The following is a 25,743-nucleotide window of genomic DNA, read 5'->3' as shown; positions in this document are numbered from 1 at the left end:
GGCGATAACGCCAGTTTCCACTTCACCCTTGTAGACCGTCCTGACCACCCCCATATTGGGGCGACTGACGCGTGAAGGAATCCAACTTGAGCGAACTTCTCAACCGCCGCCTGGCCCTGCTCGGCAAGCACGAACACCTCTCTTTGCTCGAGCAATGCCTGCACGGCATCGAGCGCGAATGCCTGCGCGTCACCGGCGAAGGCCGACTGGCACAAACGCCGCATCCCGAGGCCCTGGGCGCTGCACTGACCCACGAACAGATCACCACCGACTATTCCGAGTCGCTGCTGGAGTTCATCACGCCGGCGTTGCCCAACCCGGCCGATACCCTGAGCAGCCTCGACAAGATCCATCGCTTTGCCTACAGCAAGCTCGGCAACGAGTACCTGTGGAGTCCATCGATGCCGTGCCCGTTGCCGGCCGAGGAAGATATTCCGATTGCCTACTACGGCACCTCCAACATCGGACAGCTCAAGTACGTGTATCGCAAAGGCCTGGCCCTGCGTTACGGCAAGACCATGCAGTGCATCGCCGGGATCCACTACAACTTTTCCCTGCCGGAAGACCTCTGGCCCTTGCTCAAGGAAGCCGAAGGCTTTGTGGGCACCGACCGGGACTACCAGTCCACGGCCTATATCGCGCTGATCCGTAACTTCCGCCGCTACAGCTGGCTGCTGATGTACCTGTTCGGCGCCTCGCCGGCCCTGGACGCGGGTTTCCTGCGGGGTCGCTCGCACCAGCTCGAAGTGCTCGACGCCGATACCCTGTACCTGCCGTACGCCACCAGCCTGCGCATGAGTGACCTGGGTTACCAGAGCAACGCCCAGGCCGGCCTGACGCCGTGCTACAACGATCTGCCGAGCTACACCGACAGCCTGCGCGAAGCGGTGGCAACGCCCTACGCACCCTACGTCGAAGTCGGCACCCATAAGGACGGTGAGTGGGTTCAGCTCAACACCAACATCCTGCAGATCGAAAACGAGTACTACTCCAACATCCGGCCCAAGCGCGTGACCTACACCGGCGAACGGCCGATCCAGGCGCTGATGGCCCGTGGCATTCAGTACATCGAAGTGCGCTGCCTGGACATCAACCCGTTCCTGCCGATGGGCATCGACTTGCAAGAGTCGCGCTTCCTCGACGCGTTCCTGTTGTATTGCGCGCTGAATGACAGCCCGCTGTTCGCCAACAACGAGTGCGGCAACGCCACCTCCAACTTCCTCAGCGTGGTCAAGGAAGGTCGCCGCCCGGGCCTGCAATTGCAGCGCCGTGGTGAGTCGGTGGACATGAAGGAATGGGCAGCCGAGCTGCTGGAGCAGATCGCTCCGCTGGCGGCCTTGCTGGATCAGAGCCAGGGCATCAATGAACACAGCCAGGCGCTGGACGCCCAGCTGGCTAAGGTCAAGGATTCGTCCCTGACCCCGTCGGCCCAGGTGTTGGCGGCGATGAGCGAGCGTAAAGAGAGCTTTGCGCAGTTCTCGCTGCATCAGAGCCAGGTGCATGCCGAGTACTTCCGCAGCGAGCCGTTGAAGGCTGAGGAACAGGCACGCTTTGAGGAACTGGCGCGTAATTCGCTGGCGCAGCAGGCGGAGCTGGAGCAGAACGAAGTGGGCGACTTTGACGTGTTTGTCGGGTCGTACCAGGCGAGCATCCTCGCTATCAGTAACTAACCAGTCGCAACCTACTGTAGGAGCGAGCTTGCTCGCGAAAAACCTGAGAACAACGCGTTCACCCAGACAGCACGCGTTATCGTTGACGTTTTTCGCGAGCAAGCTCGCTCCTACATAATAAGCTAATTCGAAAATGTTATTTATTTTCGGATTCTTAGATCATTTAGTCTCATTGGACGCCGACCTCCGGCCGCCTGATGAGGACTTTCCCCTTGAAACTGCACTTCCCCCTTCGCCTCCTGGCGGCCTTGTCCCTGGCCGGTGCCAGCCTGTTTGCCCAGGCCGCCGACGTGACCATCGCTTACCAGACCACCGTTGACCCGGCGAAAGTCGCCCAGGCCGACGGCGCCTACGAAAAAGCCACCGGCGCCAAGATCGACTGGCGCAAATTCGACAACGGTGCCGACATCATCGCCGCCATCGCTTCCGGCGACGTGCAGATCGGCTACCTGGGTTCCAGCCCGCTGACTGCTGCCGTGACCCGCAAGGTGCCCGTGGAAACCTTCCTGATCGCCACCCAGATCGGCGGTGCCGAAGCCCTTGTGGCCCGCAATGGTTCCGGGATCAACAGCCCGCAGGACCTGATCGGCAAGAAAGTTGCCGTGCCCTTTGTTTCCACCGGCCACTACAGCCTGCTGGCCGCGCTGAAGCACTGGAACATTGACCCTTCGAAAGTGACCATCCTGAACCTCGCGCCACCGGCCATCATCGCCGCCTGGAAGCGCGGTGATATCGACGCCACCTATGTGTGGGACCCGGCCCTGGGCGTGGCCAAGGAAAACGGCAAGGTGCTGATCACCTCCGGCGAATTGGCCAAGTTTGGCGCGCCGACGTTCGATGCCTGGATCGTGCGTAAGGATTTCGCCGAGAAGCACCCGGAAATCGTCACAGCCTTTGCCAAAGTCACCCTGGATGCCTACGCCGCGTACCGCAAAGACCCACAAGCCTGGCTGGCTGACAAAGGCAACGTCGACAAACTGGTGAAGCTCTCCGGGGCCAAGGCCAGCGACATTCCGTTGCTGCTGCAAGGCAACGTCTACCCGCTGGCGGCTGACCAGGTCACCTTGCTGGGCGCACCGACCACCAAAGCCGTGACCGACACCGCCGCGTTCCTCAAGGAACAGGGCAAGGTCGACGCCGTACTGCCGGACTACGCCCCGTACGTCAGCCCGAAGTTCATCACTAACTGATACCAGGAGTTAACCGCGATGGCCTTGCTACAACTGGAGCGCATCAGCGCACAGTACCCAGGCAGCCCGGAGCCCGTACTGGCAGATATTTCCCTGAGCCTTGGGCCCCAGCAACTGCTGGTGGCCCTCGGCCCTTCCGGCAGTGGCAAGACTTCGCTGTTGAACCTGATCGCCGGCTTTGTCGAACCCAGCGCCGGGCGCATCACCCTTGACGGTGTGCCGGTGAAAGGCCCGAGCGCCGAACGCGGCGTGGTGTTCCAGGACGACGCCCTGCTGCCCTGGCAGGACGTGCTGGCCAACGTCGGCTTCGGCCTGGCGTTGGCGGGCGTGCCCAAGGCCCAACGGGAAGTTCGCGCCCGGGAGATGCTCGCCCTGGTGGACCTCGCCGGGTTCGACAGCCGCCGCATCTGGCAACTCTCCGGCGGCCAGAAGCAACGCGTGGGCCTGGCCCGGGCGTTGGCGGCCGACCCGCGCGTATTGCTGATGGACGAACCCTTCGGCGCCCTCGATGCCTTTACCCGCGAACAGATGCAAGAGCTGTTGCTGCAAGTCTGGCGGCGTACGGCAAAGCCGGTGTTTCTAATTACCCACGACATCGAAGAAGCCGTGTTCCTCGCCACGGATCTGATTCTGCTGGCGCCCAACCCCGGGCAGATCGTCGAGCACCTGAGCCTGGACTTCGGCCAGCGCTACGCCGCCGGTGAGTCGGCGCGGGCGATCAAGTCCGACCCGCGTTTTATCGAAACCCGCGAACACGTGCTGGGCAAGGTGTTCTCCCAACGGCAGGTGTCCGCATGAGCAGTTACGAATTACCGGCAACCCGCACCGCGCCTACCCCGGTGGTGCCGGTGCGCCGCAGCCTAAGCACCCGCTGGATCAGCGTGCTGACCCTGGTGACGCTCGTCGCCATCTGGTGGGCTGTGACTGCCAGCGGGCTGATCGAGCCGTTGTTCCTGCCGCCACCTTCCGCCGTGCTGCAAAAAGGCTGGCTGCTGGCAACCACCGGCTACATGGATTCCACCCTCTGGCAGCACTTGGGCGCGAGCCTCAAGCGCATCGGCCTGGGCCTCGGTTTTGCCGTGCTGACCGCCGTGCCGGTCGGTATTGCCATCGGCTCCAACCGCATCGCCCGGGGCATTCTGGACCCACTGATCGAGTTCTACCGGCCGATTCCGCCTTTGGCCTATCTGCCCCTGATCGTGATCTGGTGCGGCATCGGCGAGCTGTCCAAGGTGCTGCTGATCTACCTGGCGATTTTTGCGCCGATTGCCATCGCGACCGCCACCGGCGTGCGCACGGTCGACCCGGCCAAATTGCGCGCCGCGCAGTCGTTGGGCGCCACCCGGGCCCAGTTGATTCGCCATGTGATCCTGCCCAGCGCCCTGCCCGACATTCTCACCGGCGTGCGGATTGGCCTGGGTGTCGGCTGGTCGACCCTGGTGGCCGCCGAGCTGATCGCCGCCACCAGCGGCCTGGGCTTTATGGTGCAGTCGGCTGCGCAGTTCCTGGTCACCGACGTGGTGGTGCTGGGGATCCTCGTGATCGCGCTGATCGCCTTCGCCATGGAAATGGGCTTGCGTGCCCTGCAGCGCAAACTGGTGCCTTGGCATGGCCAGGCACACTAAGAAATCTTCGACGAGAATCCCATGAGCAGCCTGACCGTAACGCCTCTCAGCATCGCCCTTGGCGCCCAGATCAGTGGCGTCGACATCACCCAACCGCTGAACACCGAACACCGCGACGCCCTCGAACAGGCGCTGCTCAAGCATTCGGTGCTGTTCTTCCGTGACCAGCCAATCAACCCGCAACAACAGGCACGGTTCGCGGCGAATTTCGGCGACCTGCACATTCACCCGATCTACCCCAACGTGCCGGAGCAGCCTGAAGTGCTGATCCTCGACACCGCCTTGACCGACGTACGCGATAACGCCATCTGGCACACCGACGTGACCTTCCTTCCCACCCCGGCCCTCGGCGCGGTGCTCAGCGCCAAGCTGTTGCCGGAATTTGGCGGCGATACGTTGTGGGCCAGCGGGATTGCCGCGTATGAGGCGTTGTCGGCACCGTTCAAAAAACTGCTGGAGGGTTTGACGGCGACCCATGACTTCACACGCTCGTTCCCCCAGGAGCGTTACGGCAACACGCCAGAGGATTTGGCTCGCTGGGAAGACGCCCGGCGCAAGAACCCGCCACTGTCCCACCCGGTGATTCGTACCCATCCGGTGAGTGGGCGTAAATCGCTGTTTGTGAATGAAGGGTTCACCAGCAAGATCAACGAACTGGAGCCGGCGGAAAGCGAAGCGGTGTTGAAGCTGTTGTTTGCCCACGCCACCCGGCCGGAGTTCACCATTCGCTGGCGCTGGCAGGAAAATGATGTGGCGTTTTGGGATAACCGCGTGACCCAGCATTACGCCGTAGATGATTACCGGCCGCAACGGCGGGTGATGCACCGGGCGACGATTCTTGGAGATGTGCCGTTTTAACAGGCACACCACAAATCAAATGTGGGAGCTGGCTTGCCTGCGATAGCGGTGGGTCAGCGACATATCCATCGACTGACACTCCGCCATCGCGGGCAAGCCCGGCTCCCACAGTTAATCGGGGCTGATGCAGAAATCGGGCTCTACCGCTTATTCAGCCGTAGACGGCTTCTCCCACAAGTTAATCCCGCCTTCCTGGGCAAACCGATCAATCTCCGCCAGCTCTTGCGCACTGAAGCTCAGGTTCTGCAACGCCCCGACGTTTTCAATGATCTGCTCCGGCCGGCTCGCACCGATCAGGGCACTGGTGACCCGCGGATCACGCAACGTCCACGCCAACGCCATCTGCGCCAGGCTCTGGCCACGGCGCTTGGCAATTTCATTCAGCGCACGCACATGGGCGATGTTGGCATCGGACAAATGCTTGGCCTGCAACGAACCACCCCCCGGACGGTTCACCCGCGCATCCGCCGGCACGCCGTTGAGGTATTTGTCGGTCAGCAGGCCCTGGGCCAATGGCGTGAACGCAATCACCCCGGCACCGAGTTCTTCGGTGACGTCCAGCAGGTCTTTTTCCACCCAGCGATTGAGCAGGTTGTAGGCCGGCTGGTGGATCAGCAGCGGGACTTTCCATTCCTGGAGCAGCGCCGCCATTTCCCGGGTTTTCACGCCGGAATAGGACGAAATCCCGATGTACAACGCCTTGCCCTGTTGCACGGCGGTGGCCAGTGCGCTGGCGGTTTCTTCCAGTGGGGTGTCGGCATCAAAGCGGTGGGAGTAGAAGATGTCCACGTAGTCGACGCCCAGGCGTTGCAGGCTCTGGTCCAGGCTCGCCAGTACGTATTTGCGCGAACCGCCGCCCTGACCGTAAGGGCCCGGCCACATGTCCCAGCCGGCCTTGCTGGAGATGATCAGTTCATCGCGGTAATGCTTGAAATCTTCCCGCAGCAACCGGCCGAAGTTGATCTCGGCGCTGCCGTACGGAGGGCCGTAGTTGTTGGCCAGGTCGAAGTGGTTGATGCCTAAGTCGAACGCGGTGCGCAGGAGGGCGCGCTGGGTGTCGATGGGGGTGCTGTCGCCAAAGTTGTGCCACAGCCCCAGGGACAGTGCCGGCAGCACCAGTCCGCTGCGGCCTACGCGGCGATAAGGAATAGATTCATAGCGGTTTTCGGCAGCAATGTAAGTCATCGAATCCTCTCTGGTCTTATGAGCAAATAAGGCCTGGGAATAAAGATATTCCCAAGCCTTTTAAGCGGCTGAATCGCTTAAGTGTGCCCGCTCTTTGTACAGCAATTTCCTACCAGAGTGGAACGACGTAGCTCACATACAGGCGGTTTTCATCTTGCACGGTGGCACCGGTAATGTCCGGGCTGGCGTGGGCATTTCGCCATGTCACACCGAGGCCTTTGAGGGTACCGGTCGGCACCTGGTAGGCCAGGGTGATGTTACGTTCCCATTCGCTGGTAGTGCCCTGGACGGTGCGGATGTCATCACCGTGCGCGTAGGACGTGGCGAACGTCAGGCCATTGAGGCCGAGTTTGCCGAAGTCATATTTGTACTGGGCCAGCCAGGTGCGCTCGCCGGCGTGCTGGAACTTGTTCAATTGCATGTTGGTGAGTGCCGGGGTGTCGGCGCCCGAGCCCGGGCCCTGGTTGCTGGCGCCGCTGTTCAGGCCGGAATCCAGGTACGGGAAGTCGCTGTCGCCGCTGTTTTTCTGGATGCCCAGGCCGACGGTATGGCCGTCCAGGCTGTAGCTTTCCAACAGGCTGACGGTGGACTGGTTGATACGGCCCTTGGAGGTGCCGTCGCCGTACAGACCTGCGGCGGAGAAGTCTTTGTCCCCGGCGGCGTTTTCACCCACACCCAAGCTGCGGTACAGGCGTACATCGGTGTCGATCGCGCCCACCGGCAAGGCATCATGGCGCTTGGCACCGAGGAAGAACTGCTGGTAGTAATCCTCGAGGTTCGAATACCACAAGCTGATGGTCGTATCCGGCAAGCCTTTGTAGTCCGCGCCGCCGTAGAGGAAGCGATCGCTCTCTTTGGTGCCGCCGGCGGTGATCATGCCCTGGTCGCCGGTTTCGTTGCGGATCTTGGTCTTGAGGATGTCACCGGCGGTAAAGGTGAAGTCGGTCAAGTCTTTGGAGACCAACTGCACGCCGGTGTTGGTCTGCTGGTACAGGCGACCGTCGGTGTTGGCCAGTACCGGGTTGTTGCCGTAGAGCGTACCAACGCGCAATTCATCCTGGGCGAAGCGCATTTTGAAGGTCGGGCTGAGCACGCCGAACTGGTCGGCCGACTTGCCGTCATCCAGCGGGAACATGCTGCCGGGGTAACGGCCCTGGTGATCCTTGTCGCCCAGGTCGCCACCGGAATCCAGTTTCAAGCCATAGAACGCTTGCAGGTCCAGGCCGAAACCTACGGTGCCTTCGGTGTAGCCCGACTTGAAGTTGAATTCAAAACCCTGGCCCCAGTCACGCACGCTGTGGGCCTTGTTATTGCTGTTCACCACATCGCGCCCCTGCTGGTTGAGGTAGCGGTTCAGCAGGGTCACATCGGCGTGGCTGTCATCGATAAAATCGGCGTGGGCGGACAGCATAAAGCTCGCCATGGCGGCACCCACCATGGGGCTTAATAACGTCTTCATTGGTACCGGTCTCCGTCACTGTTCTGAAATGAAAGCGTCAAACGCTTCACACAATTAGGCGATGGCCATGTGACAGTTCGGAGTCAAAACACCCTTTACCCGGATGAAATTAAATTTAAGGAGCCCAGTAAATACGTGGCTTAGCGGGCGGTGGCGAAGATTTCGGCGAGCCAATCGACGAACACGCGCACCCTCGGCGACATGTGTCGGTTTTGCGGATAAAGCACCGACACCGGCATCAGGGGCGGCGGTGTATCGGTGAGGATTTCCTGCATCACACCCTGGCTGATCAGCTCGGCCATGCGGTAGTGCGGGCACTGGATAATCCCCAGCCCGGCGACGGCGCTGGCGGAGTAAATCTCGGCACCGAACACCGACAGCGCCCCCTCGATCGTCACTTCCTGCACCTGGCCACCGACCATGAATTCGAACGGGAACAGCTTGGCGGTGGTGCGCGAAACGTAGTTCACCGCGCGGTGCTCGCCGAGGTCGGCGAGGCTTTTCGGTTCGCCATATTTGCGCAGGTACGCCGGGCTCGCGCAGGTCACCTGGCGCAGCGTCGCGACACGCCTGCCGATCAGCGCCGAATCCCCCAGGGTGCCCGCACGCAGCACGCAATCCACACCTTCGGCGATCAGGTCGACGAAACGGTCCGCCTCGCTGATGGACAGTTCAATGTCCGGGTAGCGCGCCATGAATTGCGGGAGTGCCGGAATCACGAAGTACTTGGCCAGGGTGCCATGCAGGTCCACCCGCAGGCGGCCCTTGGGTGCCACTGAACGGAAGGCCAGTTCCGCCTCTTCCAGCTCCGCCAGCAGTTGCACACAGCGCAGGTAGTAGGCCTCGCCGTCCAGCGTTGGGCGCACGCGGCGGGTGCTGCGCTCCAGCAAGCGCGTGCCGAGCCAGGCCTCGAACTGGTTGAGGGTGTGGGTCAGGGTGGCGCGGGGCAGGTTCAGGTCATCCGCGGCTAGAGTGAAGCTGCTGCGCTCGTAGATTCGTACGAACACCTTCATCGCTTTGACCTGGTCCACGTTGTGCCTCCATTGTTGGCGATTCTTGAACAGTCAAGGCAACTCTGGCGCATTTATCGGCCTGGGTAAACATGTGAATCTGCTTCCACACCCCGCCACTAACCCCCGAGGAAACTGATCATGACCACTCAAGTTGCTATCGTTACCGGCGCCTCCCGCGGCATCGGCGCCGTGGTTGCCAAACAACTGGCGGCCGACGGTTACGCCGTCGCCATCAACTACGCCAACAGCGCCACGGAAGCGTCGAAGCTGGTGGTGGAGTTGCGCCAGGCCGGCCACCAAGCCATAGCGATCCAGGGCGACGTGGCCAGCGCCGCCGACGTCAAGCGACTGTTCGACGAGACCGAAGCCCAACTGGGCAAGGTCGATGTGCTGGTCAACAACGCCGGGATTCTCAAAGTACTGCCCCTGGCCCAGCACAGCGACGAGCTGTACAACCAGAACTTCGACATCCACACCCGCGGCACCTTCAATGCCCTGCGTGAAGCCGCCACCCGCATGAACGACGGCGGGCGCATCGTCAACTTCTCCAGCAGCACCGTCGGCCTCAACTTCCCGGGTTATGCGGTGTACATCGCGAGCAAAGCGGCGGTGGAATCCCTGACTCAGGTGTTCGCCAAGGAAATGCGCGGCCGGCGCATCACCGTCAACGCGGTTGCGCCTGGCCCGGTGGCGACCGAATTGTTTCTGCATGGAAAAAGCGAAGAGCAGATCCAGGGCCTGGCCAAGATGCCGCCACTGGAACGCCTTGGCCAACCGGAAGATATCGCCCGCGTGGTGTCGTTCCTGGTGAGCCCGGCCGGTGGCTGGGTGAACGGGCAAATCCTGCGGGCCAATGGCGGCCTGGTCTGAAACCACACAACCACTCACTCTACGACGCACTAATATTGTGGCGAGGGAGCTTGCTCCCGCTGGAGTGCGTAGCGCTCCCAAGATTTTGGGGCCGCTTCGCAGCCCAACGGGAGCAAGCTCCCTCGCCACAGGTTTGGTGTTCGCTGTGAATCAGCGGGTATCAGGAGACTTCAGCCATGCACACCACCCTCGTCATCACCTCTGGCCTGATCCTGCTCGCACTGATGCTGTTCATCGGCCAAAAGCTGGGCGTCAGCCGGCACATTCTGGCCTACAGCTTTGTCGGGATCTGGCTGGTGGTGGCGGTGGTGAACGGCGCGGTGGGCGTCGTCACTGCCGGCCAGCCCGTGGTCTCGGAGCTGGTGATCGGCAGTGGGGTGTTCGGTGCGCCGTTGGTGGCCCTGGCCCTCTATCTCAGCAGGGCCTGAGCCGCCCTAACGAACCAGGTGCAGGAACTGCATGTGCCGTTCGTACTGGTCGAGGATATCGTTGATGATCTGCTCCTTGGTGTAGCCCACCAGGTCGTAGTCCTGGCTGCCCTCACTCAGGTGCACTTCGGCACGGTAGTAGCGGCGGTTGTTGAGCTGTTTGGAGCCCATCCCGCCCCGCGCAAATGACGGCGTGAAATAGCCGCGCATCTGCACCTGGTACACGAACGGATGCTGCTCGCCGTGGCCGATTTCCAGGCTGACGCTGTCGTTGGCCGGGTCCGGCTGGGCCACCACGTTCAGGCCCTTCTCGACGAACACCGCGGTCACTTCTTCAATGGCCGGACGCACCGTGGTCTCAAGGAAACGGTACACCTCATCCCGTGACGGGAAGTGCACCGCCTGGCTCAGGCGCTGGCGCCAACCGCCGGTGCCCTTGCGTGAGCCCGACACCGGCGCGAGGGAATGCATCTGCGCGATCTGCTTCTGGGATTCGAGGTAGAACGCCTTGTGCAGCCCCCACATCATCAGCAGCAAAATCATCGAGAACGGCAGCGAGGTCAGCACCACCGCAGACTTGAGTGAGTCGATGCTGCCGGCAAACAGCAGCGCACTGGTCACCAATGCCGTCATCGCACCCCAGAACACTCGCAGCCACTTCGGCCCGTCTTCATCGGCGTTGCCGCCTTTGGCCGACAAGGTCGAGAGCACCACGGTGCCGGAGTCGGCCGAGGTGACGAAGAACACGAAGCTGATAAACACTGTGACCGCGATGACGGTCTTGCTCCACGGGTAGGTTTCCAGCAGCAGGTAGAGGCTCATCGACGGGTCATCGATGGCCGACTGACCGAGCGCCGTGAGGCCGTGGTTGAGCACCTGGTCGATGGCACTGTTGCCGAAGATCGACATCCACGCCAGGGTGAAACCGAGTGGAATCAACAGCACGCCGAACACGAATTCACGGATGGTGCGGCCGCGGGAAATACGCGCGATGAAGAGGCCCACGAACGGCGACCATGCGATCCACCAGGCCCAGTAGAACACCGTCCAACCGCCCAGCCAGTCGCTGGGTTTGTCGTAGGCGTAGAGGTCGAAACTCTTGGTCGGCAAGGCGCCCAGGTAGTCGCCGATGTTCTGGATCAGAGTGTTGAGCAAGTGCTGGGTGGGCCCGGCGAACAACACGAACAGCAGCAGCGCACAGGCTAGCAGCATGTTGATGTCGGACATCACTCGCACGCCCTTGTCGACGCCGGAGACTGCCACCAGGATCGCCGCGCCCATCATCAAGGTGATAAGGCCGACCTGGATCCACTGGGTGTGGGCCACGCCGAACAGGTAGTCCAGCCCGGAGTTGAGGTGCAACACACCGAAGCCCATGTCGGCGCCGAGGCCGAACACCGTGGCGATGATGCCGAAGCCGTCCACTGCGTACCCGATGGGGCCGTTGATGCGCTTGCCGATCAGCGGGTACAGCGCCGAGCGCAACGCCAGCGGCAGGTTATGCCGGTAGGCGAAGTACGCCAGGGCCATGCCGACGAAGGCGAACACGCCCCAGCCGTGGAGGCCCCAGTGCAGAAACAGGATCTGCATGGCCTGGCGCGCGGCGTCACCATTCAAGGCTTCGCCCTGGGGCGGTTGCACCAGGTGCGTCAGCGGTTCGGACACGCAGAAGAAAAACAGCGTGATGCTGATCCCGGCGGCGAACAGCATGCCGGCCCAGGACAAATAACTGAATTCGGGCTCGTCGTGGTCGGCACCGAGTTTGATCTTGCCGTAGCCCGATAACGCGGTGACCACCACGAAGACCAGATACAGGGTCATCGCCAGCATGTAGTACCAGCCGACCGTATTGGCCGCCCAGTTTTGTGCAGCCAGCAACCAGGCGCCGGCTTGTTCGGGAATAGCGATGACCGTCAGGCCGAACAGCAGGATGACACTCGCGGCGAAGTAAAACACCGGCGGGTTCATGCGGACCTGACCGCTTGAAGGTGTGGACGATGCACTCATGAAGGGCGCACCTCAAGGGTGTGGGATGTGGCTGTGAAAAACAGACTCAGCAAAGGTAAGCCTCCTGTTGTGAGCGGGCAGCGAACCACCGATTTAACTTGAACGAACAGTCAAGTTAAACATGGATAGGGGTTTGAGGACTAATCGCAGGGCCGAGTGGTAGGTGTTTCCTACACTAGCTCAAGGAATGGTATGACGTGTGGGGATGACAAAACGTTCAGCGATTGCTGAGCGAAATACTGGCCGAGACTGGAATGCGATCCATTGTGGGAGCTGGCTTGCCTGCGATAGCGGTGGGTCAGCCATACATCTGTTGCTGATACACCGCTATCGCAGGCAAGCCAGCTCCCACATTTGATCTATGTGATCGTTAGAGAGAGCAGTGTTTTACTTCTGCGTCCCGTCATCATGCTGCAGATTCGCCTGGGTCAGGTTCGCCCCCGCCGGCACGCTTCGCGTCAGCCACACGTTGCCGCCAATGGTCGAACCCTTGCCAATCGTGATCCGCCCCAGGATCGTCGCCCCGGCATAAATCACCACATCATCCTCAACAATCGGATGCCGCGGATGGCCCTTCTGCAGTTGCCCATCCTCGTCCGCCGGGAAACGCTTGGCGCCCAGGGTCACAGCCTGATAGATACGCACCCGCTCGCCGATGATCGCCGTCTCGCCAATCACCACACCCGTCCCGTGGTCGATAAAGAAGCTCGGGCCGATCTGTGCACCCGGGTGGATATCAATCCCGGTCGCCGAGTGAGCGATTTCCGCACTGATGCGCGCCAGCAACGGCAAGCCTGCACGGTACAGATGGTGAGCCAGGCGATGGTGAATCACCGCCAGAATCCCCGGGTAGCACAGCAGCACTTCATCCACGCTGCGGGCCGCCGGGTCGCCGTGGTAGGCGGCGAGTACGTCGGTGTCCAGCAGGCTGCGCAAGGCGGGCAAGGCCAGGGCGAAATCCTGGATCAGGTGGATGGCATGGGCGTCCACCGCACTGTCATCCTGGCCGCCTTGGCGCGCGGCGTAACGCAGCTCCAACCGCGCCTGGGCGAGCAACGCATTCAGCGCCACATCCAGGGTATGGCCGACGTAGAAGTCTTCACTTTCTTCACGCAGGTCCACCGGCCCCAACCGCATGGGAAACAGCGCACCGCACAACGCTTCAAGGATCTGCGCCACGGCCTCCCGCGAAGGCAGCTCGCGCCCGCCCTGCTCGCCGCTGACCCGGCCGTTGCGGGTGCGCCACTGGTCCCGGGCGCTGCGCAGTTGGCTGACGATGGTCTGTAATTGCCAATGACTGGAACGCTCACTCACGGTCTTCACTCCTGACGAAATGCCGATCACTTTACGGCAAGGCACCGGAGCGCCCTTAAGAACCAATAGTGCAATGCTAATAACCCGCCGACATAAGCGATTGGCGGTTGCCCACTGAAAAGTGCCTGCCTATAGTCGCTGCATCTCTGACCACCCGTGCGTAGCCATGATCAAACAACAGCTCGACCGTTTTAACCGTCTGGAACTGCTGGGCGGCGCCACCGCCCTGGAAAAACTCGAGCGGCTTTCGGCCTGGCTGGGGCGTGATATCTACGTCAAACGCGACGACACCACCCCGCTGGCCATGGGCGGTAACAAGCTGCGCAAACTCGAATACCTCGCCGCCGACGCGATCGCCCAAGGTGCCGATACCCTGGTCACCGCCGGCGCGATCCAGTCCAACCATGTGCGCCAGACCGCTGCATTGGCGGCCAAGCTGGGCCTGGGCTGCGTCGCCCTGCTGGAAAACCCGACGGGCACCGAAGACCCCAACTACCTGGGCAACGGCAACCGCCTGCTGCTGGACCTGTTCGACGCCAAGGTCGAATTGGTGGAGAACCTGGACAACGTCGACGCCCAACTCAACGCCCTCGCCGACCGCTTGCGCAGCAACGGCAAGAAGCCGTACCTGGTGCCCATCGGCGGCTCCAATGCTTTGGGCGCACTGGGTTACGTGCGCGCCGGGCTGGAGCTGGCCGGGCAGATTGAAGACAGTGGCATTCAGTTCGCCGCCGTGGTCCTGGCCTCGGGCAGCGCCGGCACCCACAGCGGCCTGGCACTGGCGTTGAGCGAAGTGCTGCCGGACTTGCCGGTGATTGGCGTTACCGTGTCCCGTACGGACGAAGACCAGCGGCCCAAGGTGCAAAACCTGGCCGAACGCACGGCCGAATTGCTCGGCGTGCCGGTGCCGGACGCGTTCAAGGTGATCCTGTGGGACGAGTACTTCGCCCCCCGTTATGGCGAGCCGAATGCCGGCACGCTGGCGGCGATCAAGCTGGTGGCCAGCCAGGAAGGTTTGCTGCTGGACCCGGTCTACACGGGCAAGGCCATGGCCGGCTTGCTGGACGGCATGGGTCGACAGCGTTTTGAAGAGGGACCGATCATCTTCCTGCATACCGGTGGTGCACCGGCGTTGTTTGCGTATGGTTCGAGCTTTTGATATTCCATAAGGGAATATCATTTTGATTTTATATTATTTTCAAGTCTTAAAAGCCGGCTTTATAGTCGCGCCGTAGGCGAGCTTGATGGCGATACGCATGACTGGGCGGATCCAAAACACCGAGTTGATGCAATCGCGGGCAAGCCCGGCTCCCACACACGGCGCTTTTAAGGCAGGATACGACTACCGCGTCACCTGCATCGCTCAACATAAAAAACACAGGGGCTCTTCATGACTATTTCTGTATTCCGTCGCACGTTACTGGTTGGCACGTTGGGGCTGGCGCTTGGCGCCGGGTGGCTGGGCCAGGCAGTGGCTGGCGAGCAGTTGGCTGACATCAAGAAAGCCGGCGAAATCAAGATTGGCCTGGAAGGCACCTACCCGCCGTTCAGCTTCGTCGATGAAAACGGCAAGCTCAGCGGTTTCGAGGTCGAGTTGTCTGAAGCGCTGGCCAAGAAGCTGGGCGTCAAGGTCAAGCTGCAAGCCACGCCGTGGGATGGCATCCTCGCCGCCCTGGAATCCAAGCGCCTGGACGCGGTCGTCAACCAGGTGACCATCTCCGACGCGCGCAAGGCAAAGTATGACTTCTCCACGCCGTACACCGTCTCCGGGATCCAGGCGCTGACCCTGGCGAAAAACGTCGACACCATCAAGACCGCCGACGACCTGGCCGGCAAGAAAATCGGTGTGGGCCTGGGCACCAACTACGAACAATGGCTCAAGGAAAACCAACCGAAAGCCATTGTCAAAACCTACAACGATGACCCTACCAAGTTCCAGGACCTGCGCATCGGCCGTGTCGACGCCATCCTGATCGACCGCCTGGCGGCGCTGGAATACGCCAAGAAAGCCAAGGACACTGCCGCGGCAGGTGCTGCGTTCTCCCGTCAGGAAGCCGGTATTGCCCTGCGCAAAGGCGAGCCTGAACTGCTGGCTGCGGTGAACAAGGCCCTCGACGAACTGCGCGCCGACGGCACGTTGAAGAAGCTGTCCGAGAAGTACTTCAACGCTGACGTTACTCAATAATGGAAGCAGGTTTCCAACTCGCGCTGGACTCCGCGCCCTTTCTGCTCAAGGGCGCGTATTTCACGGTAATCCTTAGCCTTGGCGGGATGTTTTTCGGCTTGCTGCTGGGCTTCGGCCTGGCCTTGATGCGCCTGTCGCGCTTCAAGTTGTTGAGCTGGACTGCCCGCGTCTACGTGTCGTTCTTTCGCGGCACGCCCTTGCTGGTACAGCTGTTTTTGATCTACTACGGCTTGCCACAAGTGGGCATCGAGCTGGATCCGATCCCGGCGGCCATGATCGGCTTCTCGCTGAACATGGCCGCTTACGCCTGTGAAATCCTGCGTGCCGCCATCGGCTCCATCGAGCGCGGCCAGTGGGAAGCAGCGGCCAGTATCGGCATGACCCGTGCGCAGACCCTGCGCCGGGCCATCCTGCCCCAGGCCATGCGCACGGCCTTGCCGCCGTTGGGCAACAGCTTTATTTCCCTGGTCAAGGACACCGCCCTGGCCGCCACCATCCAGGTGCCGGAGCTGTTCCGCCAGGCGCAATTGGTGTCGGCCCGTACCTTCGAAATTTTCACCATGTATCTGTCCGCCGCCTTGATCTACTGGATTCTTGCCAGCGCCCTGGCGCACGTGCAAAACCGCCTGGAAGCGCGAGTCAACCGGCATGACCTGGAGTCTTGAAGCATGATCGTGGTTGAAAAACTGACCAAACAATTCAAGGGTCAGGTGGTGCTGAACGGGATCGACCTTGAGGTCAAGGAAGGCGAAGTGGTCGCCATCATCGGCCCCAGCGGTTCCGGCAAGACCACCTTCCTGCGCTGCCTGAATTTCCTCGAAGAACCCACCAGTGGCCGGATCAAGGTCGGTGACATCGAGATCGACAGCAGCCGCCCGCTCAACCAGCAACAAAGCCTGGTGCGGCGCCTGCGCCAGCACGTGGGGTTTGTGTTCCAGAACTTCAACCTGTTCCCGCACCGCACCGCCCTGGAGAACGTCATCGAAGGCCCGATCGTGGTCAAGAAGATGCCACGGGCCACCGCCGATGCCCTCGGCCGCAAGCTGTTGGCCAGGGTCGGCCTGGCGGGCAAGGAAGACGCCTACCCACGGCGACTGTCCGGTGGGCAGCAGCAACGGGTCGCGATTGCCCGGGCCTTGGCGATGGAGCCGGAGGTGATCCTGTTCGATGAACCAACCTCGGCCCTGGACCCGGAACTGGTCGGTGAAGTGCTGGCGACCATTCGCAGCCTCGCGGAAGAAAACCGCACCATGGTCATCGTGACCCACGAGATGAGTTTTGCCCGGGATGTGGCCAACCGGGTGATCTTCTTCGACAAGGGTGTAATCGTTGAACAAGGCGAAGCCAAGGCACTGTTTGCCAACCCGAAAGAAGAACGCACCCGGCAGTTTCTCAGCAAGTTCATCAACAACTAACTTACCCCCATCGCTTGTAAGAAACTTCGCTTTATAGAGTTGCCGAAAGGCAACTCGCCTCTTTAGCGTTTTTTGGGAAAAGCCCTTTATTCATTGGGTAAAAGTCACCTCGAAACACGCACTTGCAGCGTCCCGCCAGTAAGACCCTTCTGAATAATCCATAACGCCCTGTTTGCTCCGCCCAGCCCCTTGACGCCAACTAACCAAGCCTCTTATCTAACGCCCAGAGGATTGGATCCATTCTGGTTTTTCATTAAATCGTTCCTTTCGGACTACGCCGCCTGCCCGCGCTTGATGTCCGGAACGATTGCTGCTGGCTGCATCAAGGAGATTATTTATGACGCGTATTTCCACTCAGGCGCTGCTCGCTGCCCCGACGTTGCCCCAGGCCCATCGAGAAGGCATCAATGCCCTCGCGGCGACAAACCTGCAGGTCGATATCGCGCCTTACTGCGGTATGGACGAGGGCGACCTGATCGAGTTGTTCTGGAACAACTGCTTTGCCGCTTCCCGGCGTGTCACCGCCGGCAAAATCGGCCTGTTCACCCGCCTGAAGGTACCGGAAAGCTTTGTGCAAAATGGCCCGGCGCGGATTCATTACCGGGTCATGCAGGTGGGCCACGGCCCGGCGCGCTCGGCCATCACCCAGGTGCAGGTCAAGACCGACTGCCCCGGCGGCCATCCTTGCGCGTTGAGTAACGACGAAAACCAGAACCTGGCCACCGTCGGCCTGCCTGAGACCATCTGCCGCCACGGCGTCAACAGCAGCCAGGTTCGCCGCGGCGTGCCCCTGACCATCGAGCCCTACCAGAACATGGCGGTCGATGACGAGATCACCCTGCGCTGGGGCGATGTGCGCCTGGACCTGCCGAAAATCCAGGCCGGCGATGTGGGCAAGGCCGTGCAGGTGTGGGTGCCGTCGGCGATCATCGTCGAGGCCGGGGATGACCATCGCCTTGAAGTGACCTACTGCATTCTCGACCGGGTCGGCAACAATTCCCGCTGGGCGCCGGCCCGCACCCTGCGCATCGCCGCACTCATTCCCCAGGCTCCGATCCACCCCGCCACGGCCCCGCTGGTCTACCAGCCCCGCCGCCCCGGTTCACCCTGCGAACCTGGGTGACAGACCTTCTATGCATATTCCTAGAAGTTAGTTTATTTAAATAATTAACACGATTAGGGTATATGCACCGGACCACCGGACATTCCTGATTTTTTATCTTTTCAACGGATGTGAGGTAGGTATGGTCAAAATTACCCCGGTGCGTAACGCCAGGGCATTGCGTGCAGCCAAGGAGCGGCGCTGATGTCCAACTTGGCACAAACACCCCCCCAGAGTGAGCTGGACGTCGCCCCGCTGTTGTTGCCCGCCAAGGTGCTGCGCAACGACGCCGAGGCCCTCAGCGCCGCCCACACGCTTGCCCAGGCCGCGCGCCTGCAAGCGGCCCGGCGCGATCAGCAGCGCAAACTGCCTTGGGCTGAAATCGAGCACTTCACCCGCAGTGGCCTGGGCAGTATTTCCATTCCCCGTGAGTACGGCGGCCCGCAAGTGTCCTTCGTGACCCTGGCCGAGGTGTTCGCGATCATCAGCGCGGCCGACCCGGCGCTGGGGCAAATCCCGCAGAACCATTTCGGCATCCTGCACGTGCTGCAAGGTGCGGCCAGCGAGCGCCAGAAAAAGCAGCTGTTCCAGAGCGTGCTGGACGGGTGGCGCATCGGCAATGGCGGCCCGGAACGCAGCACCCAAAACACCCTGGACCTCAAGTCACGCATCACCGCCAAGGGCGACGGCTACGTCATCAGCGGCCAGAAGTTCTACTCCACCGGCGCGTTGTTCGCCCACTGGGTGGCGGTCAAGGCGTTGAACGATGACGGCAAAACCGTCATGGCGTTCGTGCGCCGTGGCACCGAAGGGCTGCGCATCGTCGATGACTGGTCCGGTTTTGGCCAACGCACCACCGCCAGCGGCACGGTGCTGCTGGATCAGGTAGCGGTGGACGCCGACCTGGTGGTGCAGAGCTGGCGCCTCAGCGAATCGCCGGGTATCCAGGGCGCGGTTTCGCAATTGATCCAGGCCGCCATCGACGCCGGCATCGCCCGTGGTGCGCTGGACGACACCATCAGTTTTGTACGCGAACGCTCGCGGCCATGGGTCGACGCCAAGGTCGAGCGGGCCAGCGATGACCTGTATGTGATCGCCGATATCGGCAAGCTGAAAATCGAACTGCATGCGGCCGAAGCCCTGCTGCGCAAGGCGGGCCAGGTTTTGGATCAAGTCAGTGCCGCGCCGATCACCGCGCAGTCCGCCGCACGGGCCTCGATTGCCGTGGCAGAAGCCAAAGTGCTGACCACCGAGATTTCATTGCTGGCCAGCGAAAAACTGTTCGAACTGGCCGGCAGCCGCGCCACCCTCGCCGAATTCAACCTCGACCGCCACTGGCGCAACGCCCGAGTGCACACCCTGCACGACCCGGTGCGCTGGAAATATCACGCGGTGGGCGCCTATCACCTGAACGGCACTTTGCCGGCCCGACATTCCTGGATTTAACGACCAGACCTCTGGAGAAACCTATGACTCTTTCTCATCACGTCGCGGTCATTACCAGCGATGAACAAGCCCTTATTGTCGCCAGCGACCTGGCCGAAGACTTTCGCCGCGACAGCGCCCTGCGCGACCGCGAACGCCGCCTGCCCTTGCCGGAACTGGACGTGTTTTCCCGCTCCGGCCTGTGGGGCATCAGCGTACCCAGGGCATTCGGCGGCGCCGGGGTGTCCAACGTCACCCTGGCCAAGGTCACGGCACTGATTGCCCAGGCGGATGCTTCCTTGGGGCAGATCCCGCAAAACCATTTTTATGCCCTGGAAGTGCTGCGGGTAAACGGCAGCCCGGCGCAGCAAAAACGCCTGTACGCCGAAGTGCTCGCCGGCCAGCGCTTCGGCAATGCCCTGGCCGAACTGGGCACCAGGACGGCCCATGACCGCATCACGACAATCACTCGCGACGGTGACGGCTTCCGTATCACCGGTCGCAAGTTTTACTCCACCGGTGCGATCTACGCCCAACGTATTCCCACTTCTGTGGTGGACGAGAACGGCGTGCAGCAACTGGCCTTTGTCACCCGTGACAGCCAGGGCCTGAGCGTGATCGACGACTGGAGCGGCTTCGGCCAGCGCACCACCGGCAGCGGTTCGGTGGTGTTCGATAACGTGTGGGTGGCAGCCCAGGACGTGATCCCGTTCCAGAGCGCCTTCGAACGCCCGACCACCGTCGGCCCGCTGGCGCAGATCCTTCACGCGGCCATCGACACCGGCATCGCCCGCGCCGCCTATGAAGATGCCCTGCACTTTGTGCGCACCAAAACCCGCCCCTGGATCGACGCCACCAGCGACAAGGCCACGGAAGATCCATTGACCCTGAAAAGCTTCGGCCACCTGAGCATCCGCCTGCACGCTACCGAGGCCTTGCTGGAACGCGCAGGTGATTTCCTCGATCGCGCCCAGGCCGACAGCAATGCCGACACCGTGGCGGCCGCGTCCATCGCCGTTGCCGAAGTGCGCGCCCTGAGCACCGAGATTTCCCTGGCCGCCGGCAGCACCTTGTTCGAACTCGCCGGCAGCCAGGCGACCCTCGCCGAACACGGCCTGGACCGCCACTGGCGCAACGCCCGGGTGCACACCCTGCACGACCCGGTGCGCTGGAAGTACCACGCGGTTGGCAATTACTACCTCAACGATGAAAACCCGCCACTGCGGGGGACGATCTGATGGCGAAGAAAAAAATCCTGCTCAATGCCTTCAACATGAACTGCATCGGGCACATCAACCACGGCCTGTGGACCCATCCACGGGACAACTCGACCCAGTACAAAACCCTCGAGTACTGGACCGAACTGGCGCAGCTGCTGGAGCGCGGGCTGTTTGACGGGTTGTTCATCGCCGACATCGTCGGGGTGTATGACGTGTATCAAAACTCGATCGACGTGCCCCTCAAAGAGTCGATCCAGCTGCCGGTCAACGACCCGTTGCTGCTGGTCTCGGCCATGGCCGCCGTCACCAAAAACCTCGGCTTCGGCCTCACCGCCAACCTCACCTACGAACCGCCGTATCTGTTCGCCCGGCGCATTTCCACGCTCGATCACCTGAGCCGTGGCCGGGTGGGCTGGAATATCGTCACCGGCTACCTCGACAGCGCCGCCAAGGCCATGGGCCTCAGCGAGCAGGTCGAGCATGACCGGCGCTACGACCAGGCCGACGAATACCTGGAAGTGCTCTACAAACTCTGGGAAGGCAGCTGGGAAAACGACGCGGTGATCAACGACCCACAGGCGCGGGTGTATGCCCAGCCCGAGAAAGTGCACAAGGTCGAGCACAAGGGCGAGTTCTACCAGGTAGAGGGTTATCACCTGTGCGAGCCGTCACCGCAGCGCACGCCGGTGCTGTTCCAGGCGGGCAGTTCGGACCGTGGCTTGCTGTTCGCCGGGCGCCATGCCGAGTGCGTGTTCATCAGCGGGCAGAACAAGGCCTCGACCAAAATCCAGGTGGACAAGGTGCGCGCCAGTGCAGTGGAAGCCGGACGCAACCCCGACGACATCAAGGTGTTCATGGGGCTGAACGTGATCGTCGGTGCCACCGAAGAAGCGGCCTGGGCCAAGCACGCCGAGTACCTGAGCTATGCCAGCGCGGAAGCCGGCGTGGCGCATTTCTCGGCGTCCACGGCGATTGATTTTTCCCAATACGACATCGATGAACCGATCCAGTACGTGAAGAGCAACGCCATCCAGTCGGCGACCAAAAACCTGCAAAACAACGACTGGACCCGGCGCAAATTGCTCGAGCAACACGCCCTCGGCGGCCGCTACATCACCCTGGTGGGTCCGCCTGCGCAGGTGGCTGACGAGCTGGAGTCATGGATCAGCGAAACCGGCCTGGATGGCTTCAACCTGACGCGCATCGTGACCCCGGAAAGCTACGTCGACTTTATCGAACTGGTGGTGCCGGAACTGCAGCGCCGGGGCTCGTACAAGACCGCGTATGAGACCGGGACGTTGCGGGAAAAAGTGTTCCACAGCTCCGCGCACCTGCCTGGACAACACACCGGCTCCACCTACCGCCACTGACCCCTGTAGGAGCGAGCTTGCTCGCGAAAATCGCTAACGATAACGCGGGGCACCTGACACCCCGCGGCGCCCTCAAGTTTTTCGCGAGCAAGCTCGCTCCTACCATTGGAAACCCACTATGAAAAAAACATTGCTCAGCCACCCAGTCAAAGCACTGGCCCTCGCCCTCGGATTGTTCAGCTCGGCGGTGTTCGCCGCCGATGCGCCGTTGAAAGTCGGCACCACCGCCGCCTTCGCGATTCCCCTGGAAGCCGCCGTCGAAGAGGCCGGTAAACAAGGGCTGAAAGTCGAACTGGTGGAGTTCACCGACTGGATCGCGCCCAACGTCAGCCTCGCGGCCGGCGACATCGACGTGAACTACTTCCAGCACATCCCGTTCCTGGAGAACGCCAAGGCCGCCGCAGGCTTTGACCTGGTGCCGTTCGCCCCGGGGATCATCAACAACGTCGGCCTGTATTCCAAAAAGTACAAAAACTTCAATGACCTGCCCCAAGGCGCCACGGTTGCCATTGCCAACGACCCGATCAACAGCGGTCGCGGCCTGCAACTGCTGGCCAAGGCAGGGTTGATCACCCTCAAGCCGGGCGTGGGCTACAAGGCCACCGAAGAAGACATCGTCGCCAACCCGAAAAAGATCAAGATCCTGCAAGTGGAAGCCGTGCAACTGGTGCGCGCCTATGACGATGCCGACCTGGTGCAGGGCTACCCGGCCTATATCCGCCTGTCCAAGACCTTCGATCCTGAGTCGGCCTTGCTGTTCGACGGGATCGACCACAAGGAATACGTGATCCAGTTCGTGATCCAGCCGAAAAGCAAAACCGACCCGCGCCTGATCAAGTTCATCGACATCTACCAGCACTCGCCGGTGGTGCGGGCCGCCCTGGATAAATCCCTGGGCACGCTCTACCAAGTCGGCTGGGAAGGTTGATCATGAGCGCCGCCACAGCACAACTACGCGAGTCGCAACCACCGCACCTGGACGCGCAGCAGACCGAGCTGCACCCGGCGCTGAACCATGCCCATGTGCGATTCATCAACCTGGGCAAGACCTATGACGGCCAAGCCGTGCCGGCCCTGCAAGGCATTGACCTGGCGATCCAGCGCGGCGAAGTGTTCGGCATCATCGGCCGCAGCGGCGCCGGCAAGTCGTCGCTGATCCGTACCATCAACCGCCTGGAACAGCCGAGCAGCGGCCGGGTGCTGATTGACCAGGTGGACATCGGCGACTTCGACGAAGACCGCCTGGTGGCCCTGCGTCGGCGCATCGGCATGATCTTCCAGCACTTCAATCTGATGTCGGCCAAGACCGTGTGGCAGAACGTCGAACTGCCGCTGAAAGTCGCGGGTGTGCCCAAGGCACAGCGCGAGAATAAAGTGCGCGAGCTGTTGGAGCTGGTGGGTTTGCAGGACAAGCACAAGGCCTACCCGGCGCAGCTGTCCGGCGGACAGAAACAGCGGGTGGGCATTGCCCGTTCGCTGGTGCATGACCCGCAGATTCTGTTGTGTGACGAAGCCACGTCAGCCCTCGACCCGGAAACCACCCAATCGATCCTCGGCCTGCTGCGGGAGATCAACAAGCGCCTGGGCCTTACCATCGTATTGATCACCCATGAAATGGCCGTGATTCGAGAAATTTGCGACCGCGTGGTGGTGCTGGAACATGGCCACGTGGTCGAGCAAGGCCCGGTATGGGAAGTGTTTGGCAACCCCCGGCACGAGGTCAGCAAAACCCTGCTGGCCCCGCTGCAACATGGGTTGCCCGAGGAGCTTCAAAACCGTTTACACACCCACCCGGCCTCAAAAGACGCCGCCGTGGTGCTGCGTTTGCAATTGACCGGCAGCGCCGAAGACGAACCGGATTTAGCCGCGCTGTTCAGCGCCCTCGGCGGCCGCGTGCGCTTGCTGCAAGGCGGCGTGGAGCGCATCCAGGGCCATGCCTTGGGGCAATTGCTGCTGGCGGTGAGTGGCTCGGCCTTCTCCGCTGAAGAACTGCGCACCCGCGCCGGGCGCTGGGCACAACAGGTGGAGGTGCTGGGCTATGTGGTTTGATCGTTTATTGCAGGGCGCCATCGACACGCTGTTGATGGTCGGCGTGTCGTCGCTGATCGCGCTGCTGGTGGGCATTCCCCTGGCGGTGTTCCTGGTGACCAGCGACAAGGGCGGCATCTATCAGGCGCCCGCGTTGAATCGGGTGCTGGGGGCGTTCGTTAACCTATTCCGCTCGATTCCGTTTTTGATTCTGATGGTGGCGCTGATTCCGTTCACCCGGCTGATCGTCGGCACCACCTATGGCGTGTGGGCGGCCGTGGTGCCGTTGACCATTGCGGCCACGCCGTTTTTTGCGCGGATCGCCGAGGTCAGCTTGCGCGAAGTCGATCACGGCCTGATCGAGGCGGCGCAAGCCATGGGTTGCCGGCGCTGGCATATCGTCCGGCACGTGCTGTTGCCGGAGGCGCTGCCGGGGATTGTCGGTGGGTTCACGATTACCCTGGTGACGATGATCAACTCCTCGGCCATGGCCGGGGCGATTGGGGCTGGCGGCCTGGGGGATATTGCCTATCGCTATGGGTATCAGCGTTTTGATACCCAGATCATGCTCACGGTGATCGTGCTGCTGGTGATCCTGGTGGCGGTGATTCAGTTGGGCGGCGATCGGTTGGCCAGGGTTCTGAACAAGAGGTGAGGTATAGTCGGGCCCTCTCAGCGCCCGGTATGACCCGCCATGAAACTCGCCCCTGATGACCTCGACCAGATCACGTCCACCACCCTCGGCCACTACAACAAGGTGGCCGAGGACTTTCGTGAAGGCACCCGTGACCACGACGTGAGCCAGAACATCGATGCGTTGTTGCGACATATCCAGGGCGACGCGCCGTTTACCGTGCTGGATTTCGGCTGCGGGCCGGGGCGGGACTTGCAGACGTTTACCCGCATGGGGCACATCGCGGTGGGGCTTGATGGCTCCGAGCGTTTTGCGCAAATGGCCCGGGAAGACAGCGGCTGTGAAGTGCTGCAGCAGGACTTTCTGAAGCTCGATTTGCCCGCCGGACGCTTCGACGGGATCTTCGCCAATGCGGTGCTGTTTCATATTCCCAAGCAGGAACTGCCGCGGGTGCTCGGGCAGTTGCATGGGGCGTTGAAGGTGGGTGGCGTGTTGTTCAGTTCGAACCCTCGGGGTGAAAACCAGGAAGGTTGGAATGGGCCGCGGTATGGCTCGTACCACGACTTGCAAGCCTGGCAGGAACTGCTGACGGCGGCAGGGTTTGTGGAGTTGGAGCATTACTTCCGGCCGGCGGGATTGCCTCGGGAACAACAGCCGTGGCTGGCGAGTGTGTGGAAGAAAGTTTAGAGCTGCATTGCCTGAACTGGTCTTATCGCGGGCAAGCCCGGCTCCCACATTTGATCGG

General features: G+C 61.8%; 24 protein-coding genes and 1 pseudogene. 20 read left to right on the top strand and 5 right to left on the bottom strand.

The genetic code is table 11. The annotated features are described in order from the left end of the window. Positions 1-86: 86 nt before the first annotated feature. The 5 genes from gshA (at position 87) to tauD (ending at position 5,343) form a co-directional block, all read left to right on the top strand. Entirely contained in the window at positions 87-1,670 is a 1,584-nt protein-coding gene (gene gshA, locus HX855_RS24315; RefSeq protein ID WP_177089740.1) for a glutamate--cysteine ligase, read from the top strand. A 212-nt stretch (positions 1,671-1,882) separates the two neighbouring features. Further along, positions 1,883-2,860 (top strand): taurine ABC transporter substrate-binding protein, encoded by a 978-nt coding sequence (tauA, locus tag HX855_RS24310; RefSeq protein ID WP_177089741.1) that lies wholly within the window; start codon positions 1,883-1,885, stop codon positions 2,858-2,860. An 18-nt stretch (positions 2,861-2,878) separates the two neighbouring features. Then, entirely contained in the window at positions 2,879-3,658 is a 780-nt protein-coding gene (tauB, locus tag HX855_RS24305) for a taurine ABC transporter ATP-binding subunit (protein ID WP_177089742.1), read from the top strand. Further along, positions 3,655-4,485, top strand: a complete 831-nt coding sequence (gene tauC / locus HX855_RS24300) for a taurine ABC transporter permease TauC (protein WP_177089743.1) — start codon at positions 3,655-3,657, stop codon at positions 4,483-4,485. The genes tauB and tauC overlap by 4 nt, the downstream gene beginning before the upstream one ends. Positions 4,486-4,506: 21 nt before the next feature. After that, complete coding sequence (tauD, locus tag HX855_RS24295; RefSeq protein ID WP_177089744.1) at positions 4,507-5,343, top strand: taurine dioxygenase; 837 nt, start codon at positions 4,507-4,509, stop codon at positions 5,341-5,343. Positions 5,344-5,490: 147 nt separating this feature from the next. On the opposite strand, the gene mgrA is transcribed toward tauD, so the two are convergent. The 3 genes from mgrA to HX855_RS24280 form a co-directional block, all read right to left on the bottom strand. Then, positions 5,491-6,528 (bottom strand): L-glyceraldehyde 3-phosphate reductase, encoded by a 1,038-nt coding sequence (gene mgrA, locus HX855_RS24290; RefSeq protein WP_177089745.1) that lies wholly within the window; start codon positions 6,526-6,528, stop codon positions 5,491-5,493. A gap of 109 nt (positions 6,529-6,637) precedes the next feature. Beyond that, positions 6,638-7,966, bottom strand: a complete 1,329-nt coding sequence (locus HX855_RS24285) for an OprD family outer membrane porin (protein ID WP_177089775.1) — start codon at positions 7,964-7,966, stop codon at positions 6,638-6,640. A 161-nt stretch (positions 7,967-8,127) separates the two neighbouring features. Beyond that, positions 8,128-9,018: a LysR family transcriptional regulator gene (locus HX855_RS24280; protein ID WP_177089746.1), complete on the bottom strand. Its 891-nt coding sequence runs from the start codon at positions 9,016-9,018 to the stop codon at positions 8,128-8,130. Positions 9,019-9,138: 120 nt separating this feature from the next. Here HX855_RS24280 and HX855_RS24275 point away from each other — a divergent pair, with 120 nt between their 5' ends. After that, positions 9,139-9,870 (top strand): SDR family oxidoreductase, encoded by a 732-nt coding sequence (locus tag HX855_RS24275; RefSeq protein ID WP_177089747.1) that lies wholly within the window; start codon positions 9,139-9,141, stop codon positions 9,868-9,870. 176 nt (positions 9,871-10,046) lie between these two features. Continuing rightward, on the top strand, positions 10,047-10,298 hold the full coding sequence (locus HX855_RS24270; protein WP_177089748.1) for a hypothetical protein: 252 nt from the start codon (positions 10,047-10,049) through the stop codon (positions 10,296-10,298). Positions 10,299-10,304: 6 nt separating this feature from the next. Here HX855_RS24270 and betT read toward each other — a convergent pair whose 3' ends face one another. Together betT and epsC are read right to left on the bottom strand one after the other, a co-directional pair. Further along, the gene (betT, locus tag HX855_RS24265; protein ID WP_218176012.1) at positions 10,305-12,266 is read right to left on the bottom strand and encodes a choline BCCT transporter BetT; all 1,962 of its coding nucleotides are present in this window, start codon (positions 12,264-12,266) and stop codon (positions 10,305-10,307) included. 426 nt (positions 12,267-12,692) lie between these two features. After that, positions 12,693-13,619: a serine O-acetyltransferase EpsC gene (epsC, locus tag HX855_RS24260; protein ID WP_177089750.1), complete on the bottom strand. Its 927-nt coding sequence runs from the start codon at positions 13,617-13,619 to the stop codon at positions 12,693-12,695. A 166-nt stretch (positions 13,620-13,785) separates the two neighbouring features. Here epsC and HX855_RS24255 point away from each other — a divergent pair, with 166 nt between their 5' ends. The 13 genes and pseudogenes from HX855_RS24255 to HX855_RS24200 all read left to right on the top strand — a co-directional run bounded on the left by HX855_RS24255 (position 13,786) and on the right by HX855_RS24200 (position 25,685). Then, positions 13,786-14,778 (top strand): D-cysteine desulfhydrase, encoded by a 993-nt coding sequence (locus HX855_RS24255; RefSeq protein ID WP_177089751.1) that lies wholly within the window; start codon positions 13,786-13,788, stop codon positions 14,776-14,778. Positions 14,779-15,009: 231 nt separating this feature from the next. Further along, entirely contained in the window at positions 15,010-15,804 is a 795-nt protein-coding gene (gene tcyJ, locus HX855_RS24250) for a cystine ABC transporter substrate-binding protein (protein ID WP_177089752.1), read from the top strand. Next, entirely contained in the window at positions 15,804-16,469 is a 666-nt protein-coding gene (gene tcyL, locus HX855_RS24245) for a cystine ABC transporter permease (protein WP_177089753.1), read from the top strand. The genes tcyJ and tcyL overlap by 1 nt, the downstream gene beginning before the upstream one ends. 3 nt (positions 16,470-16,472) lie before the next feature. Beyond that, complete coding sequence (gene tcyN / locus HX855_RS24240) at positions 16,473-17,219, top strand: L-cystine ABC transporter ATP-binding protein TcyN (protein ID WP_177089754.1); 747 nt, start codon at positions 16,473-16,475, stop codon at positions 17,217-17,219. Positions 17,220-17,556: 337 nt separating this feature from the next. Continuing rightward, complete coding sequence (locus HX855_RS24235) at positions 17,557-18,342, top strand: hypothetical protein (protein ID WP_177089755.1); 786 nt, start codon at positions 17,557-17,559, stop codon at positions 18,340-18,342. A 183-nt stretch (positions 18,343-18,525) separates the two neighbouring features. Next, on the top strand, positions 18,526-19,767 hold the full coding sequence (locus HX855_RS24230; protein WP_177089756.1) for an SfnB family sulfur acquisition oxidoreductase: 1,242 nt from the start codon (positions 18,526-18,528) through the stop codon (positions 19,765-19,767). 23 nt (positions 19,768-19,790) lie between these two features. Then, positions 19,791-20,984: an SfnB family sulfur acquisition oxidoreductase gene (locus tag HX855_RS24225; RefSeq protein WP_177089757.1), complete on the top strand. Its 1,194-nt coding sequence runs from the start codon at positions 19,791-19,793 to the stop codon at positions 20,982-20,984. Further along, positions 20,984-22,336 carry an LLM class flavin-dependent oxidoreductase gene (locus tag HX855_RS24220; RefSeq protein ID WP_177089758.1) on the top strand — a complete coding sequence of 451 codons (1,353 nt, stop codon included), beginning with the start codon at positions 20,984-20,986 and terminating at the stop codon, positions 22,334-22,336. Before HX855_RS24225 ends, HX855_RS24220 begins: the two co-directional genes overlap by 1 nt. Positions 22,337-22,353: 17 nt before the next feature. Further along, a pseudogene (locus tag HX855_RS33485) lies at positions 22,354-22,443 on the top strand (outer membrane lipoprotein carrier protein LolA); the annotation flags it as partial. A gap of 11 nt (positions 22,444-22,454) precedes the next feature. Next, entirely contained in the window at positions 22,455-23,264 is an 810-nt protein-coding gene (locus HX855_RS24215; RefSeq protein ID WP_177089759.1) for a MetQ/NlpA family ABC transporter substrate-binding protein, read from the top strand. A gap of 2 nt (positions 23,265-23,266) precedes the next feature. Continuing rightward, complete coding sequence (locus HX855_RS24210; RefSeq protein WP_177089760.1) at positions 23,267-24,385, top strand: methionine ABC transporter ATP-binding protein; 1,119 nt, start codon at positions 23,267-23,269, stop codon at positions 24,383-24,385. Beyond that, on the top strand, positions 24,375-25,019 hold the full coding sequence (locus HX855_RS24205) for a methionine ABC transporter permease (protein ID WP_177089761.1): 645 nt from the start codon (positions 24,375-24,377) through the stop codon (positions 25,017-25,019). Before HX855_RS24210 ends, HX855_RS24205 begins: the two co-directional genes overlap by 11 nt. 39 nt (positions 25,020-25,058) lie before the next feature. After that, positions 25,059-25,685 carry a bifunctional 2-polyprenyl-6-hydroxyphenol methylase/3-demethylubiquinol 3-O-methyltransferase UbiG gene (locus HX855_RS24200; RefSeq protein WP_177089762.1) on the top strand — a complete coding sequence of 209 codons (627 nt, stop codon included), beginning with the start codon at positions 25,059-25,061 and terminating at the stop codon, positions 25,683-25,685. Positions 25,686-25,743: the final 58 nt, after the last annotated feature.

Source organism: Pseudomonas sp. IPO3778, from assembly GCF_013386825.1.
Classification (GTDB): Bacteria; Pseudomonadota; Gammaproteobacteria; order Pseudomonadales; family Pseudomonadaceae; genus Aquipseudomonas.
The sequence above is the reverse complement of the archived record's forward strand: the minus strand, read 5'-3'. Positions and strand labels throughout refer to the sequence as shown.

Coding starts and splice junctions, on each gene's coding strand:
- tauB (WP_177089742.1), top strand. CDS start 2,879: ATGGCCTTGCTACAACTGGAGCGCATCAGCGCACAGTACCCAGGCAGC.
- tauC (WP_177089743.1), top strand. CDS start 3,655: ATGAGCAGTTACGAATTACCGGCAACCCGCACCGCGCCTACCCCGGTG.
- tauD (WP_177089744.1), top strand. CDS start 4,507: ATGAGCAGCCTGACCGTAACGCCTCTCAGCATCGCCCTTGGCGCCCAG.
- mgrA (WP_177089745.1), bottom strand. CDS start 6,528: ATGACTTACATTGCTGCCGAAAACCGCTATGAATCTATTCCTTATCGC.
- HX855_RS24285 (WP_177089775.1), bottom strand. CDS start 7,966: ATGGTGGGTGCCGCCATGGCGAGCTTTATGCTGTCCGCCCACGCCGAT.
- HX855_RS24275 (WP_177089747.1), top strand. CDS start 9,139: ATGACCACTCAAGTTGCTATCGTTACCGGCGCCTCCCGCGGCATCGGC.
- HX855_RS24270 (WP_177089748.1), top strand. CDS start 10,047: ATGCACACCACCCTCGTCATCACCTCTGGCCTGATCCTGCTCGCACTG.
- betT (WP_218176012.1), bottom strand. CDS start 12,266: ATGAACCCGCCGGTGTTTTACTTCGCCGCGAGTGTCATCCTGCTGTTC.
- HX855_RS24255 (WP_177089751.1), top strand. CDS start 13,786: ATGATCAAACAACAGCTCGACCGTTTTAACCGTCTGGAACTGCTGGGC.
- tcyJ (WP_177089752.1), top strand. CDS start 15,010: ATGACTATTTCTGTATTCCGTCGCACGTTACTGGTTGGCACGTTGGGG.
- tcyL (WP_177089753.1), top strand. CDS start 15,804: ATGGAAGCAGGTTTCCAACTCGCGCTGGACTCCGCGCCCTTTCTGCTC.
- tcyN (WP_177089754.1), top strand. CDS start 16,473: ATGATCGTGGTTGAAAAACTGACCAAACAATTCAAGGGTCAGGTGGTG.
- HX855_RS24235 (WP_177089755.1), top strand. CDS start 17,557: ATGACGCGTATTTCCACTCAGGCGCTGCTCGCTGCCCCGACGTTGCCC.
- HX855_RS24230 (WP_177089756.1), top strand. CDS start 18,526: ATGTCCAACTTGGCACAAACACCCCCCCAGAGTGAGCTGGACGTCGCC.
- HX855_RS24225 (WP_177089757.1), top strand. CDS start 19,791: ATGACTCTTTCTCATCACGTCGCGGTCATTACCAGCGATGAACAAGCC.
- HX855_RS24220 (WP_177089758.1), top strand. CDS start 20,984: ATGGCGAAGAAAAAAATCCTGCTCAATGCCTTCAACATGAACTGCATC.
- HX855_RS24215 (WP_177089759.1), top strand. CDS start 22,455: ATGAAAAAAACATTGCTCAGCCACCCAGTCAAAGCACTGGCCCTCGCC.
- HX855_RS24210 (WP_177089760.1), top strand. CDS start 23,267: ATGAGCGCCGCCACAGCACAACTACGCGAGTCGCAACCACCGCACCTG.
- HX855_RS24205 (WP_177089761.1), top strand. CDS start 24,375: ATGTGGTTTGATCGTTTATTGCAGGGCGCCATCGACACGCTGTTGATG.
- HX855_RS24200 (WP_177089762.1), top strand. CDS start 25,059: ATGAAACTCGCCCCTGATGACCTCGACCAGATCACGTCCACCACCCTC.